Below are 14,270 nucleotides of genomic sequence, written 5' to 3'. Positions count from 1 at the left end.
TAATTTTCTTTTTATTTTAATTATGGATTTACAGTTGCTTTAAATACAGCTTTTCCATTTTTAATCTCTTTAATAACAGCAGATCTAGTTGCATTACCATCTTTATCAATTGTAATTTTTCCAGATACACCATCAAAATCAGTTGTTTTTTTAATTTCATTATTAATACAAATAGAATCTGTAGGGTCTTCACATCTATTCATTGCATCAATTAAAATATTGTATGTATCTGCACCTAAAGCAGAAAAAGAGTTCATTTCTTTATCACCAGTCTCTTTTGTATGAAAAGCTACAAAATCAGCTGAAGTTTTTGATGGAGGATTTGCATAATCAAAAAAGTCTGTAAACATATACCCTTCAATAGAATCTCCACCTAAATCAATAAATGTTTGATTTGCAACACCATCTCCACTAAACATTGGTTTATCTAATCCTAATTGTTTAGATTGTCTAGCAATCATAGAAGCTTCTGGATGATATAAAGGTAAAAACATAAAGTCTGGGTTTATTTGTTTGATTTGTGAAACTACAGCTTTAAAATCTTTGTCACCCGAAGTGATTTTGATTTTTTTAACAATTTTTCCACCTTTTGCTTTAAATGCATTTTGGAAAGCTTTAGAAAGACCTAAAGAATAAACTTGTGCTTGGTCCACAACTACAACAGCAGTTTTATATCCTTGTGATATTGCATAGTTTGCAACAACTTCACCTTGAAAAGAGTCAGTAAAACAAACTCTATTTGCAAATTCTCTTTTTGCAGTTAATTTATCATTTGTTGCAACTGCTGCAATAACTGGTACTTTTTTCTTATCAGCAATAGCAATTGTTTGTGCAGTGTTAGTAGAGGTTAAAGCTCCTAAAATAGCAACAACTTTATCAGATGAAATTAATCTAGTTGTAGCATTTGCTGTTTCAACTTTATCACCTTTATTATCTAATAATACTATTTTTATAGTATCACCATTTTTTAATTTTGGTTGTAGTTTATGTGCTAATTTAACGCCAAGATCTGTAACTTGCCCATAAGCTGCAAGAGGTCCAGACATAGGCATAACCGCTCCAATTTTAATCTCTTTAGCACTTAAAAGTGAACTACAAGATAAAAGTGTAGCAACACTAAGACCTAAAATTTTTTTCGATATATTCATATTACTCTCCCATTTTTTAATTGATTACTATACTATATTATAGTTTAAATATATAAATATACATAATTGAAAATCTAAGATAATTGATTTTTACCAGATTTTTTTGCTTTGTATAATTCTTCATCAGCTCTTCGTATTAGACAATTAATATCTTTATCTTCAAAATTATATTCAGAACTACCAATACTTACTGTAAATCGTTTATACTCATTTTTAGATTCACATATAGATTTAATTAATTTTTCTGCTACTATTTTTGCTCCTTGAATATCAGAATTTGGTAAAAGCACTAAAAACTCATCACCACCAAGTCTTACGATAAAATCGTTTTCTCTAATTTTATTTTGTAAAATTTCTACTAAGCCTAATAATACTTCATCACCTGCTTCATGTCCATAATTATCATTTATACTTTTAAAATCATCAATATCAATTATTAATATAGATAAAGTATTTTTTTCTCTTTTAATCATTTCAAAATATTTTTTAGAAAAATCTTCTAAAAATCTTCTATTATAAACTTTTGTCAAAGCATCTGTATTTGATAACTTTTCATGAAAAGCACGACTAGTTTCTGCATTTATTAACTCTTTAGTTCGTATATCTAACTCTTTTGCAAGATTATTGAAATTTTCATTCAATTTATCAATTTCAATAATTCCACAATTTTCTAAAGATATTTCATTTTTTTTACTTCCAAGAATTTTTGTCATATTAATTATTTTTAATATTGGAGTATTTATTAATAAAACAAAATCATTTGCTTTTTTATATAAATAAATAAAAAACAAAAAATAAAATACTACAATAAATGCAATAATTATAATACCTAAATGAATATATTCTTCTTTTAAATTTTCTACACCTTTTAACACATTGGATTCTTTAACTAATGTGATTGTATACCAAGGTAATTTATCAAGTTTATTTGAAAAAATATAATATTTATCATCAGCTTTTTTAAATTCATTCTTATAATTTTTATTTGAAACAATATCTTCTAATATATTACATAGTTCTTTATTTTTAAATAATAATAATTCTTTTTCTTTTCTAAAAACTGTATGTGATATTTTTTCATTTTTTGAGTATTTATATTCATTAAAATTTTTAATCTTAAACTCATTTTTTATTATTTTATCCATTGCAATAATATTTAAATCTTTGTCAATCAAAAAAGTTGAACCATTATAAGGAATTTTAAAATTAAGAAAATTCTCAATAATTTTATTAATAGTTACATCAATTCCAGTTACTCCTTCTAATATATTATCTTTATAAATAGGAATAAGTGCACTTATCATCCAACCTAATCCTGCCGGGTCTAAATATACATCTGTCCAAACAACTTTTTTTTGGGGATTATGTTTTAAATCTGCATTATAATAAAAAGTGTACTCTTCTACTTTTGTATCATCTGAAATAACATTATATACATCTTTTATAAAAGGGTAATATCTTGAATAATTATATCTTGAATTATAATATGCAGCTACTACTAGTTCATTATTTACAACACTTGTTTTTAAATTATTATCTAATAATTCAGTTTTATTTAGTTCGGCTTTTAGAGTATCTGTAAGATTTGCTATTTTTTTAACCCAAACGGAAGAGCCTCCATTATCAATACTTTTATAGTAAGCGCCATTTATAGTATGTTTAAATTCAACATTATTATCATTTTTTATATTATTAATTTCTTCAAAAAAGTTTTGTTGTTCATTTTGCAAATATTTTAGATTGGTTTCTATATTTTTAAAAGAAGTATTAATATCCTTTTTAATAAAAATAATTCTTTCATTAACACTCTCTTTGAGATCTTTTAAAACTAAGTTTTTACTTTTTTCTAAAATATTATTATTAGCATAAAAATATAAAATTAACAAAACTAACTCAATAAAAAAGATAGAGGATAAAGTTGTTTTAAGATAATTTTTATAAATTATCTCTTTTAATGTTGTCTTTTTCATTAATATGCCTTAGCCTAAGGTTAATATCAGTATATTATTATTTTAATTTTTAATTTTTATCTATTACTGAAATTTAATTTTTAGTTTTAAGTTAATTCATTTCTAATGACATTAAATACATATCTTCTCCATCTAATATTCGTATATTCGAAGAATCACATTTGGGACAAGTAAATTCATTTTTTTTCAAAATTGATTCTTCTTTACAGTCTTGACATTCTATGACTATTTTTTGTTTATTTATAATAAACTCACATTCATCACATATTGTTTTTTCTTTAAATGTATCAAATGCAGTTTGGAGTAAATCAGGTTCAACTCCACTTAGAATACCTATTTTTACTATTACTTTAGTAACTTTTGTGGCATTATTAGCTTTTGCGTGTTCTTCACAACTTTCTAAGAGTGATTGAACAATTGAATATTCATGCAATTTTTAATCCTTTTTAAATGTCCCATTTAAAAAGGGACCTATATATTTTTTAACTTCTTTTAACAAAGGAAATAAATTCCTTTTAAAGAAGCAAACCCTAAAGAGTACAACGAGTTGTACTTAACAGATTCTTGGTAACAATTCACCTGTTGGCAAATCAATAAATCTTTGTGTTCCCCAAGCTGTATTTAAAACTACTTTATGCTTATGTCTAGAAGTAACTTTTCCAATTACAGCTGCCTCAGTTGAAGTCTCACACGATTTTAAAACTTCTAAAGCACTATCAACTTGATCTTTTGAAATAGCCATCACAAAAGTACCTTCATTTGCTAAACTTAGAGCTTCAAAACCTAACATTTCACAAATACCACTTACCTCATCGCATACAGGTATTTTTTCTTCTTCTATTTCTATACAAATATTTGATTGTTTTGCCCACTCATTTAATACAGCACTAACTCCACCTCTTGTTGCATCTCTTAAGGCTCTTATTTTAATATCTGAATCTATAAGTTTTTTAACAACAGGCCAAAGTGAAGCACAATCAGATTTTAAACTTGTAGAAAAATCTATTCCTTCTCTAGCAGCAAAAATAGTCGCCCCATGCTTTCCAATAGAATTTGATACGATAATTACATCATCTTCTTTAATACTATTAGAAGATATACCTTTTTGTTCTATCTCTCCAATACCAGTAGTATTTATAAAAATTTTATCAACACTTCCTCTTGGCACAACTTTAGTATCTCCACTTACAACAATAGCACCATTTACCTCAAGCTCTTTTTTCATGCTACTTACAATTCTATTTAAAGTTTCAACATCAAAGCCCTCTTCAAGAATAACAGAACAAGTAAGATATTTAGGCTTCGCACCCATCATCGCTAAATCATTACAAGTACCACAAATAGCAAGTTTACCAATATTGGCACCCGGGAACTCTATAGGACTAACCGTAAAACTATCAGTAGAAAAAGCTAAAGTACCATCTTGAATAACAGCAGCATCTTCACTCTTACTTAGAATATCATTTTTAAAAGCCTTATAAAAAACTTGCGTTATAAGCTCATTATTCTCTTGCCCACCATTACCATGTGCTAGTGTTATTGTTTTAGTCATCTTTTATCCTCATTTTCTTTTGCTTTAGTTTTTAAATATAATTCTTCTACTTTTGTTCTTGCCCATGGAGTTTTTCTAAGAAACTTCAAACTTGAGTTAATAGATGGGTCAACTAAAAAACATCTAATATTTATACGATTACCTAAACCTTTAAATCCAAAATTATCCACAAGATATTCTAAGATGTCTTGTAGTTTTATACCATGAAGAGGATTGTTTTTGTTTTCAGTACTATTTGTCATTTTTCCCCTTATCAAATTCTTTTTTTGTAACTTCAATACCTACACTAAATATTAGAGGAATTTTAACTGATGCTTTTATTGAATTAAAAAAAGTTTTTTTCTCTGTCAATTTACCATTTATTTTTATTTCTTTTAAACTATCTAACAACATTACATTATTTTGTGTAATAATTTTACTATCAACTCCCAATTCAATTAAGACTCTTTTAGATTCATTTATAGTTTCATCTCTCAATTGAATTTGTTTACTTAATTCTTGAATACTAAGTTCTTTATACATCATTTGAGATTCTAAATTTTTACATTGAGCATAAAGTTTTGCCAATGATGTTTTCATTTGCAAACTTTCATCTAGACTAACACCATTTGCTAATATAGGGGCACATAAATAAGCTTTTAGTGCATCTGCAATTTTCTCTAAAGCTTCGTCTTTATTTTTAGGTTCAATTGAAAGGATTGTATCTTCACCTAATTTCTGAATACTTACATTGCTTTCGATACATAAATCATTTAAAAACTCTTCAAAATATTGTAAATATGACTTTAAAATAGATTGATATTCTTTTGGTAAATTAAAAGTTGCTTCAAAATTATTTGGTTTAAAAACTTTACGAAAAGGTAAAGATTCTTCTATCTTTATCCCTTTACTAACTTCAGTAGAATATGAACTTTTAAGCCCTGCAATTTTTACAATTTCAGAGGCATTAGATATTTTTTTTATTTCATCAGCATATAACATTCCAAACATATGAATTTCTGAAACTTTTTTTCCTGTTTTTGCATTCTCATACATTTCTTTTAAAATACTAGCAAGTTCATTTTTATCCATTTTCATTTCCTATATTTAGAATAAATTGATTTAGAGTATTGTATTTTTGTTAAAATCAAGGCGGAAATAGAAATTTAGGTAGGAGCTTACAGGTAGTAAGTGAGTATCTAAATTTCTATTTTCAACGCAGAGTTTCGCCAAAAGATGATGCTCTAAATTAGATTTCCGTATTTGTAGTATGCACTACATGCACCTTCGCTTGAAACCATACAAGACCCTAATGGACTACTTGGCTTACATGCTGTTCCAAATACTTTACAATCATTTGGTTTAGCTACACCCCTCATAATACTTCCACAGATACAAAGTTTATGGTCATCTATCTTTTCATTTGGTAAGATATCTTTATATATTATCTCAGCATCTATAGAAGAGTATTTATCACTTAGTTTATATGCTGAATCTTTTATATCCCCTAAGCCTCTCCATCTAAAGTGTTCTGCTTTTGTAAAGAACTTATTATTTAACTCTTGGGCTCTTAGGTTTCCATCATATGATACTGCTCTTGAGTATTGTAGTTCTAGGTCGCATCTATTATCATTGAATTGTTTTATAATAGATAGAATTGATTGCATTACATCTACTGGTTCAAAGCCACTTACTACTACTGGCTTTTTATAATCTATTACAAACTCTTCATATATCTTAGAACCTGTGATTACACTCACATGTGAAGGTCCTATAAAAGCATCTATTTTACAATCACTACTATCAAGTAGTGCTCTCATAGGTTCTGGTACTGTTATATGATTTATGTGAAATAGTATATTATTTATTCCACTCTTGGTTACATGCTCCAATAGTGCTGCTGTCATAGGAGTAGTTGTTTCAAAGCCTATAGCAAAAAAGATTATCTTTTTTTCTGGGTTCTCATTTGCTATTTTTATAGTATCTAAAGGTGAATATACAAATCTTACATCAGCACCTTTACTTCTGGCATCTTGTAAGCTTCCCCTGCTACCTGGAACTTTTATCATATCACCTAGCGTTACAAGTATTACATCTTCTTGTAAGCTTAGTATATAAGCATGGTCTATTCTCTCTTTTGGCATAACGCATACAGGACAACCAGGACCATGTACAAAGTTAATATTTGAAGGAAGAAGTTGAGGAAGTCCATACTTCATAATAGTATGTGTATGTCCTCCACATACTTCCATGATATTTATATTACGATTGAGTTTTTTAGCTTCTTGGTCTATTAGTTTTTTTAAAGCTTTTATTGTTTTTGGATCTCTAAATCCATCGTATAAGTCTTTTAATTTTAGCTCACTCATAAACTCTACCTAGAAGGACAATTTTCTGCATTTTCAATTTCTCGCAGTCTATCTTGTTCTTCCATCTTTTCTATTATCTCTTTATAAACTTCAAGTGATGCCAAAGCATCTTCTTCATCTATTTTATTCATAGCAAAACCTATATGAATAAGTACATAATCTCCAATAACAACCTCTTGGTCTATTAAGTCTAAACTTGCACTTCGCTCTACTCCCATAGTATCTACTACACAAGTATTAGTCTCTTTGTTTATACTTTTTATTTTTGATGGTATTGATAGGCACATTTTATTTTCTCATACTTCTCTTAAAATTTATCCACTCTATTACTTTTTTAATACTCTCTTCATCTTTCGTTGATACTTCTAATATATCAACACTTGGATTTAGTTTTCTTGCATACTCTTTTTCTTTTTGAATATCATATTCAAAGTATGGTAGTAAATCTGTTTTAGTGATAAGTATTAAATCAGCACATCTAAACATAACTGGATATTTTTCTATTTTATCTTCACCTTCTGGAACTGATACTAATACTATATTTAAATGAGTTCCCACATCATATGATGCTGGACATACAAGGTTTCCAACATTTTCCACAAAACAGACATCTATATCATCTAATGGAATATCATGTAATCCTTTGTGTACCATAAAAGCATCTAAATGACAGGCACTTCCTGTTTGTATTTGAACTGCTTTTATTCCTTTTGCTGTTAATCTATCTGCATCTCTTGATGTTTCTAAATCACCTTCCACAACTGCAAATTTAAAATCAGTCATACTTGCAAAACTCTCCAATAAAGTTGTTTTCCCACTTCCTGGACTTGACATTAGATTTATACCTAATACTTTATGTTCTTCAAAGTGAGCTCTATTGTGAACTGCTTCATGATCATTTTTATCAAGAATTTTCTTGATAACTGAGATTGTTTTTGAATCATTTAATTGTGGATTATGATGAAGTGTTTCGTGTGCCGCTTGGTGAGAATGACTATCATGAGAGTGGCTATGCTCATGATCGTGATGATGATGGTCTGTTATACTACAACCGCAATCTTTACACATGTTTTTGCCTTTTAGTTTAGTTTATGAATACTTGTTCATTTACTGTAGTGTAATGCAAGTAATATAAAACCAAACTAAAATTTTATTTTCTTATGTACTTTTAGAACTAAAAAAGCATTTATTACGCAAAGTTCGCAGATGTCTCTTTTAATATATCATTTACATCTAGTGATTCACCATTGTACTTAACTATCTTTATACCTTGTGAAGTAAAAGATTTAGCTGTATTTTTACAAGCTTTTTTAACTACAACATAATCACATCCATTAAGTGCTACACCCATTTTGGCATGTTGTGCTATATGCTCTTCATCATCATGTGCATGATCACAAGCATGCTCTTCTTCTGGATGGTCATGGTCTAGGTCACTTCTTGGGTTATTTATTACAGAGTTTAAATTAAAAGAACGGAACATCCCTGTTCCACTTAAATCATATATTGCAAACTTTGGAGTATGTCCTGCATTGCTAAAGAAACTTAATTTATCGTCTTTTACGGGAATTGCTATTTTCATTATATTCACCTTTTATTTATTTATACGAGCATCATACTCTTATATTATAATATTATGCAATTTTTACTCCATAAACAATTAAATTTTTAATTTAAATGATGATACACTGCCACAAATGAAAAATATAAACAAATTTACCCTCCTTACTCTTCTTTTATTAGCAATGACAACTGTCATGTCAAATGTAGCCATAGTTACATCTTTGCCACACTTAAAAGAGTATTTTAAACATACAGCTAATATAGAATTTTATTCAAGATTGATGCTTACTCTACCTTCCCTTGCTATTGCACTATTAGCTCCCGTTTTAGGACATATTATTTTTAGATTTGGAAAAAAGAAATCAGTTCTTATAGCACTTTTTTTCTTTTCATTTTTTGGAACAGCTGGATTATATCTTGATAGCATAGAGACACTTTTGGCTTCAAGAGCATTGTTTGGATTATGTGTTGCTACTTTGATGATTGTTTCAACATCTCTTGTTGGAGATTATTTTAAAGAAGAAGAAAGACATCAATTCATGGCTTATCAAAGTGCATTTATGGCTTTAGGTGGAGTCTTTTTTGTCGTCGGGGGAGGAATGTTATCTGATATGAATTGGAGATTTCCTTTTGGCATTTATTTTATTGGAATACTTCTAATACCTTTTGTTCTAAAAAATATTAAAGAGATAAAAATAGAAGATATGCAAGAAGATGAGACTATAAACATAAGTAAAAATATTTTATTTGTATATTTTCTTGCTTTTTTTTATATGCTTTTATTTTTTATTTTACCAACTCAATTTCCTTTTTTACTTATAGAAAAATTTAAAGTAAGTGGTTCTTACGCGGGGACTATAATTGCTACTGCATTCTTTTTTAATGCTTTAGGGGCTATTGTCTTTTCAAAATTAAAAAAGATATATTCATACTCCACTATTTATATCATAGGGTTAACACTTATTGCTTTTGGCTTAAGTTTAGTAGGAATAATAACAAATGTTCATTTCTTTTTTATATCAGCACCAATATTGGGTTTTTCTGGTGGATTTATGATGACAAATGCAGTTGCATGGATGTTAAGTAAAACAAATCCTAAAAAAAGAGTCAAAAGTTCAGGATACTTCACTTCATCTATTTTTTTAGGACAGTTTCTTTCACCTATAGTTTTTCACCCATTAGTTGCTATTTTTGAAATACAAAAGTTCTTCTCTATAATAGGTGCTTCACTATTTGTAATTGTTCTATTAGTAGTAATTATAAAAAAAGTTATACAGAGATAATACTCTCTCCACTTTTAATCCAAGAGCTTAATAATTCACCTGTGTAATAAACTTGCATATTACAAGCTTGTAATTCATCTTTTACACCCAAATCTTCAGAACACTTTTGACAAGCAATTACTTCAACACCATCAGCTATCATTGCTTTTACTTTCTCTTGTACTTCTTTATCTTCACTTATAAGTTTTTGAGAAGCTCCCCAAACTAAAACTTGAACATTTTCAATCCAACCTTTTATCTTCGCATTATGTGCATATAAACATACCATACTTAATGCTGTCTCTTTATTATCACTTGCCCATAATATTTTTGCAGTATTATTCATAAATCTCTCCATAATTTAATTTTATTGATTATATGCTTTTTTACTTATCAATTTATATAAATTCTATTTTAGCTATAATTTTTTATGAATTTAACTAATTGCCCTTTTTGTAATCATCACTTACTCTATAACTTACAAGATAACTATAAAAAATGTAAATCTTGCAAAAGAAAATTCTCATTAAAAAAATTAGAAACAGATATAACTATAATAAACTATTTTTGCAATAACATAAATGCAAATAAGACAGCTCAGATATTAAAAGTAAATTATAGAACTGTTCAAAATAGATATATGCTTTTTAGAAAACTCATAGCAAACTTTTTGGATGAGGAGTATAATAATAGTATAAAAGATAATAGCTCCTATCAAGAGTATTATTACTTTACAACAAGAGAACAAAATAAAAAAAACCGTTCATTATTTGATGCTATAAATATTATTGGCTTTTATTCAAGTAAAAAAATATATACTCTACTTATGCCAAGACTTCCTAAGCATAGTATTGAGAGTAGTACAAAAGATTATGAATATTATTTAAAATGGCATAAACTCTACTCTATAAACTCCTATAAAACCCCTTTAAGTATCTTTTGGAAATACCTTGAAGAAAATTTGAAAAAATACAAAGGAGTTGATGAAAAAAATTTCTTTTATTACTTAAAAGAGTGCGAGTTCAAATTTAACTACTTACAAAATAAACAAATAAATATTTTAAAAGATTTATATTTCAAAGATTAAACTCTTACTTCAAAATAAAGGGCATATCTCTTTTAAGTGATTCAAGTAAGTCTTCATTTAAAAAGAACTTTGCAAACTCTTCTTTACTCTTATATGCTTGAGCACAAACATATCTATTTTTTTTTATAAGATCTAAAGATTCATCTATAAAATTTTTATACTCTAAATTTGATTGATAATATTCATGCATCTTTCTTAAATCATTTTCTGTAATACTATCTTTTAGCATTACAACATTATCTCCTAAAAACTCAATAACATTATCTTCATCATCTTTTAAATGGCAAAAAGCTTCAACTACATCAATAAATCTCATATCAAACTTATAGCCTTCTAAAAGTAACTGTTTTAACTGTTCTAATTTATTCTTTTGAAAATAATATTGCATCAAAAGTGATAAATAATGATCTTTTACATCACTATCACCTTCACTTAAATTCTCTTCTATTTTGTCTAAATCATCTATTATATTTGTTTTTATATTAGTTTCATGAATAATTGCACACTGTGCCATAATTTCATGTAATCTTTTATCCATTAAAATTCCTCTATTAATTTAATTATAGATTATAGCCAATTTTATTAATTTTAGGTTAAAGCAAATTAGTTAATATTTGTCAAAATAAAGGAACAAAAATGATTAAAACAGCTTTGTATAGATTTAGAATTATTTCAATAATAGAAGGATTATCTTATTTGACATTACTTTTTATAGCAATGCCTATAAAATATATCGCTGAGAATCCTTATCCAGTAAAAATTATAGGTATGACACATGGAATTTTATTCATTATATTTTTAATATTATTATATGAATCAATGAAAAAATATAATTGGAATATACGATTAACAATAGAACTTTTTATATACTCAATTATTCCATTTGGTTTGTTTTTTATTGAAAGAAAAATCAAAAAACTAGCATTAGCATAATTATAAGTAAATCTAATTTTATATTATTTAATTTCTTTTCATACAAATATATTATATTTATAGTATCATTAGTAAAACTAATATTTAAAGGAATTGTATGAACAAAAATATAGGCAAAATAGACAAGATAGTTAGAATTATTGTAGGAGTAGCCATTATAGCATATGGTTTTATGACAAATAGTTGGTTAGGTGTAATTGGATTGATTCCATTAGGTACAGCACTCATTGGATGGTGCCCATTATATTGTCCATTAAAAATAAATACAACTTGTGATAAAGATAATTGTAAAAAAGACTAGCTTTGGCTAGTCTTTTAAAAACTTTCCCAACTATCTTTATCTTCATTTACTTTTTTTATTTCTTTAATTTTTACACTTTTTGAATTATTACTTGATGTATCTTTTTTACCAATAACCTTTGCTTTTACATTATCTTTTCCAAGAAAATTTTTTGATTGGGTGTCACTAATAATTAATTTTGCTATTTCATCAGTTACCATTGCCACATGATCTGTTTCTGCTGCTACCATAGCATTTTCTTGTGTTTGTCTATCAAGTTGTGAGACAGCATCATTTATTTGCTCTATTCCTAATAATTGTTCATTAGAAGCATTTTTTATGTCTGAAATTAAATTTATTGTTTTATAAACATTATCATTTAAATTTTTATATCCATTTATCATTTCTGCCGCAATATTTTTTCCTTGATTTGCTTTTACGGTAGCTTTTTCAACTAAATTTTTTATCTCTTTTGCAGCTTCTGCACTTCTTGATGCTAGATTTCTTACTTCCCCTGCAACTACAGCAAATCCTTTCCCTGCTTCTCCGGCTGTTGCTGCTTCTACTGCTGCATTTAATGATAATATATTTGTTTGAAATGCTATTTGATCAATCACAGTAATTGCTTCACTTATAGCTGTAACTTCTGCATTTATTTCCTCTACTGCTTTTGTTGTTTCATTTGCTAAATTTTCACCTTTATTTACGGAATCTGTTACATTATTTGAAAAACTTGCCATTTTTGCAATATTTTCAGTATTATTTCTAACATTACTTGTAATCTCTTCTATTGCTGCGGCTGTCTCTTCTAATGAACTTGCAGCGGTTGTTGTACTTTTATTTAATTTATCAACATTTTTTAATAATATATCTGAACTCTGTCCTAATCTTAATCCTGTACTTTTATTTTCGATTAGCATGCTTGTTGCAGAATCACCAAGAGAGTTAATTCCATTTGCCAATTTTAGAATATGTTCTTTTAAGTCTTTTGTTGAAACTTTATTAAGATAATTATATGCGGAGTACTCTTCTATAATATTAAGTATTTTATCAACATTGCTTTCAAGATTCTCAGCCATCTTATTTAAAACATCTTTTAATTGCATTAATGCGGGATTAGAAACATTTATATCTAGTCTTTGACATAAATCCCCTTGTTCAAATTCTGAAAGTACAGCAATAGTTTCATCGATTAATTTTCTATCTTCTATAACACCTTTTTTAGTCAATTCGATATTTTTATTTACTACTTTAGCCATTTGTGAAAATTCATCTTTCCCCTTTTCACTAATCAATATTGCATCATTACTTTCCCTATTTAAAAATTTAAAGAAATTTAATAAACCATCTTCAAAACTACTTATTGATTTATCAATATTTCTTCTTAATAAAAATGATAAGAAAATTGTTGTAAAGATAATTGTACTTGTTATAGTAATAAAAATAAAAAGAGAAGAAGAGATTAAACTAGAAGTATATTCCTCATTTTTCTTTATGATTGTATACACTTCTGTAGAAAAAGCATCAAGTAATGTTCTCATTTTTTCATAAGTAGGTAGATATAACTGAAAATAAAAATCCTTTGCCTCTTCAATTTTATTTAAATTTACTAATTGAATTAATTTATCAGTATTGATTTTTGTTTTATCATATAAATCTTCAAATTGATTAAATTTTTGTTCTTCTATTTCATTGCCCAAAAGATTTCTAAACTTATCAAATCTTTCTTTTACTTGCAACAGATTTCCATTTACTCCTTCATCAATTTTATTCTTGATTTCAATGCCATCTTTTAAATTCATAATCTGTAACAATGAAATATTTGATTGATAAGAATCCCTATCTCCTTCTAATAATACAACAATCCCTGCAAATTCTTTATAACAAAGATTTAAAAAGTTATCTTTTATGCTTTTTATATTTGAGGAAACATAAATACTTGATAATACTGACAAAATAATTAAAATAACAAAAGATCCAACAATTTTATTTTTGATACTCATAATCTACTCCTAAATTACTATTTAAAACTAAAAAATAATTAATTATTTTCAATAATATTATTCCAATATATTTAAATTAATACTTTATTTTTTATATAATAAATTAATTTAATCTTAAATTGAT

17 protein-coding genes are annotated in these 14,270 nt (G+C 26.9%); 4 read left to right on the top strand and 13 right to left on the bottom strand.

Translation table 11 applies throughout. The annotated features are described in order from the left end of the window. Positions 1-20 precede the first annotated feature (20 nt). The 10 genes from CRU95_RS04015 to CRU95_RS03970 form a co-directional block, all read right to left on the bottom strand. Complete coding sequence (locus CRU95_RS04015) at positions 21-1,142, bottom strand: ABC transporter substrate-binding protein (RefSeq protein ID WP_258238628.1); 1,122 nt, start codon at positions 1,140-1,142, stop codon at positions 21-23. A gap of 80 nt (positions 1,143-1,222) precedes the next feature. Continuing rightward, positions 1,223-3,118: a diguanylate cyclase gene (locus tag CRU95_RS04010; RefSeq protein WP_129099867.1), complete on the bottom strand. Its 1,896-nt coding sequence runs from the start codon at positions 3,116-3,118 to the stop codon at positions 1,223-1,225. Between the two features lie 91 nt (positions 3,119-3,209). After that, entirely contained in the window at positions 3,210-3,551 is a 342-nt protein-coding gene (gene hypA, locus CRU95_RS04005) for a hydrogenase/urease nickel incorporation protein HypA (protein ID WP_129099866.1), read from the bottom strand. A 120-nt stretch (positions 3,552-3,671) separates the two neighbouring features. Next, entirely contained in the window at positions 3,672-4,670 is a 999-nt protein-coding gene (hypE, locus tag CRU95_RS04000; protein ID WP_129099865.1) for a hydrogenase expression/formation protein HypE, read from the bottom strand. Continuing rightward, positions 4,667-4,912 (bottom strand): VF530 family DNA-binding protein, encoded by a 246-nt coding sequence (locus tag CRU95_RS03995; RefSeq protein ID WP_129099864.1) that lies wholly within the window; start codon positions 4,910-4,912, stop codon positions 4,667-4,669. Before CRU95_RS03995 ends, hypE begins: the two co-directional genes overlap by 4 nt. Then, on the bottom strand, positions 4,902-5,741 hold the full coding sequence (locus tag CRU95_RS16780; RefSeq protein ID WP_258238621.1) for a hypothetical protein: 840 nt from the start codon (positions 5,739-5,741) through the stop codon (positions 4,902-4,904). Before CRU95_RS16780 ends, CRU95_RS03995 begins: the two co-directional genes overlap by 11 nt. Positions 5,742-5,893: 152 nt before the next feature. Beyond that, the gene (hypD, locus tag CRU95_RS03985) at positions 5,894-7,018 is read right to left on the bottom strand and encodes a hydrogenase formation protein HypD (protein WP_129099863.1); all 1,125 of its coding nucleotides are present in this window, start codon (positions 7,016-7,018) and stop codon (positions 5,894-5,896) included. 5 nt (positions 7,019-7,023) lie between these two features. Further along, a complete protein-coding gene (locus tag CRU95_RS03980) occupies positions 7,024-7,305 on the bottom strand; it encodes a HypC/HybG/HupF family hydrogenase formation chaperone (protein ID WP_129099862.1) in 282 nt (93 codons plus the stop codon). Between the two features lies 1 nt (position 7,306). Continuing rightward, on the bottom strand, positions 7,307-8,086 hold the full coding sequence (hypB, locus tag CRU95_RS03975; protein ID WP_129099861.1) for a hydrogenase nickel incorporation protein HypB: 780 nt from the start codon (positions 8,084-8,086) through the stop codon (positions 7,307-7,309). Between the two features lie 121 nt (positions 8,087-8,207). Further along, positions 8,208-8,600: a NifB/NifX family molybdenum-iron cluster-binding protein gene (locus tag CRU95_RS03970; protein ID WP_129099860.1), complete on the bottom strand. Its 393-nt coding sequence runs from the start codon at positions 8,598-8,600 to the stop codon at positions 8,208-8,210. A gap of 115 nt (positions 8,601-8,715) precedes the next feature. Between CRU95_RS03970 and CRU95_RS03965 the strand changes: the two genes are divergently transcribed. Next, complete coding sequence (locus tag CRU95_RS03965) at positions 8,716-9,864, top strand: MFS transporter (protein WP_129099859.1); 1,149 nt, start codon at positions 8,716-8,718, stop codon at positions 9,862-9,864. On the opposite strand, the gene CRU95_RS03960 is transcribed toward CRU95_RS03965, so the two are convergent. Next, the gene (locus CRU95_RS03960; RefSeq protein ID WP_164969719.1) at positions 9,851-10,189 is read right to left on the bottom strand and encodes a DsrE family protein; all 339 of its coding nucleotides are present in this window, start codon (positions 10,187-10,189) and stop codon (positions 9,851-9,853) included. The two genes, CRU95_RS03965 and CRU95_RS03960, sit on opposite strands and share 14 nt — an antisense overlap. Positions 10,190-10,273: 84 nt before the next feature. Here CRU95_RS03960 and CRU95_RS03955 point away from each other — a divergent pair, with 84 nt between their 5' ends. After that, positions 10,274-10,930 carry an IS1 family transposase gene (locus CRU95_RS03955; protein WP_129099857.1) on the top strand — a complete coding sequence of 219 codons (657 nt, stop codon included), beginning with the start codon at positions 10,274-10,276 and terminating at the stop codon, positions 10,928-10,930. Positions 10,931-10,934: 4 nt separating this feature from the next. Here the strand turns inward: CRU95_RS03955 and CRU95_RS03950 are convergent, their stop codons facing one another. After that, positions 10,935-11,468 (bottom strand): hypothetical protein, encoded by a 534-nt coding sequence (locus tag CRU95_RS03950; protein ID WP_129099856.1) that lies wholly within the window; start codon positions 11,466-11,468, stop codon positions 10,935-10,937. Positions 11,469-11,566: 98 nt separating this feature from the next. On the opposite strand from CRU95_RS03950, the gene CRU95_RS03945 reads away from it, so the two are divergent. Beyond that, a complete protein-coding gene (locus CRU95_RS03945; protein ID WP_129099855.1) occupies positions 11,567-11,863 on the top strand; it encodes a DUF3817 domain-containing protein in 297 nt (98 codons plus the stop codon). A 97-nt stretch (positions 11,864-11,960) separates the two neighbouring features. Beyond that, positions 11,961-12,164 carry a DUF2892 domain-containing protein gene (locus CRU95_RS03940; protein ID WP_129099854.1) on the top strand — a complete coding sequence of 68 codons (204 nt, stop codon included), beginning with the start codon at positions 11,961-11,963 and terminating at the stop codon, positions 12,162-12,164. 14 nt (positions 12,165-12,178) lie between these two features. On the opposite strand, the gene CRU95_RS03935 is transcribed toward CRU95_RS03940, so the two are convergent. Beyond that, positions 12,179-14,146, bottom strand: a complete 1,968-nt coding sequence (locus tag CRU95_RS03935) for a methyl-accepting chemotaxis protein (protein ID WP_129099853.1) — start codon at positions 14,144-14,146, stop codon at positions 12,179-12,181. Positions 14,147-14,270: the final 124 nt, after the last annotated feature.

It is taken from the genome of Arcobacter sp. F2176 (genome assembly GCF_004116465.1).
GTDB lineage: Bacteria > Campylobacterota > Campylobacteria > Campylobacterales > Arcobacteraceae > Arcobacter > Arcobacter siniprincipis.
Note: the sequence above shows the minus strand (reverse complement) of the source record. Positions and strands in the feature narration are given on the sequence as shown.